Source organism: Paracoccus sp. S4493 (assembly GCF_000967735.1).
Classification (GTDB): domain Bacteria; phylum Pseudomonadota; class Alphaproteobacteria; order Rhodobacterales; family Rhodobacteraceae; genus Paracoccus; species Paracoccus marcusii.
On the sequence record NZ_JXYF01000105.1, the window covers coordinates 1 to 870 of the forward strand.

At 55.3% G+C, this 870-nt stretch carries 2 protein-coding genes; both read right to left on the reverse strand.

Annotated features, from left to right (window positions below; all coding sequences use genetic code 11):
* Nucleotides 1–623 (reverse strand): DEAD/DEAH box helicase (locus tag TW83_RS19855; RefSeq protein WP_157001580.1); only part of this gene is annotated, 623 nt, incomplete at its 3' end.
* Nucleotides 623–870: hypothetical protein (locus TW83_RS21835; protein ID WP_204245758.1), on the reverse strand; the 248-nt coding region annotated here is incomplete at its 5' end. The genes TW83_RS19855 and TW83_RS21835, both read right to left, overlap by 1 nt.

Below are 870 nucleotides of genomic sequence, written 5' to 3' on the forward strand. Positions count from 1 at the left end.
TCTTCACCGGGTCGATACATTGCGTCGATAGCTCGCCGATCTCCATCAGTCTTCGGATGGATCAGATGGCACTCGTCGAGGATGAGAAGTCCGACTTCCGCAAAGCTCTCAGGCTCGATATGGCTCGCGTAGAGGCATGCTTTCGGGGTCATTACTAGTATGTCGGGCAACTCTTCAGGCAACGTGCCTACCTCTAAATCCTCTGCCCTCTGTCCCTCGACGCGAGTGTTCGGGAAGGCGGCCCGCAAGTCCCGGGCGGTCTGATCAACCAGTGCATGGGTTGGCGTAAAGAAAACAACTTTCAGATCTCGCAGAAGAGCTGCATGAATCTTTAATTGCGCGGTGGTCGATTTGCCTGCACCTTTTGGAAAACCAACTGCACAGGATGTGCCGGGTTCGAGGTAGCCTGCCCTGAATGCAGCGAGGTGGTTCGACCAGATATAAGTCCTCTTCTTCGCGACTCGCGCCATCGAATGATGCCAGCGATCGGAAGGTACACCGTCTGGCGGGTCAACGTTGATGACTGCTACTTCGATAAGCGCAGAACTTGCTACTTCGAGAAGCCGCGCCAAGTGAAATGGACCCGGAAAAGAGGCTACCACAATCGGCGGCAGGCCTTCCATTACGACAGCGTCGTCTGGTTTGGCTGACTTTGCGACGCCACGGAAAACCGCTGCATGTCGCTTCCTATCCGCGTCCGGGATGCCTCCTGAAACGGCCGCGAGCGCACGGATTGAGTTGCCCCCTGAAAGCTGGGCACTGACGTAAGCTCTGTTTTTGCTGTCTGCTGATCTTCGTCACGAGGGAGATCGACGATGTCGAAACGAAAGCAGCACGCCCCTGAGTTCTCTTTTTGGAAAGAAAGCTGAA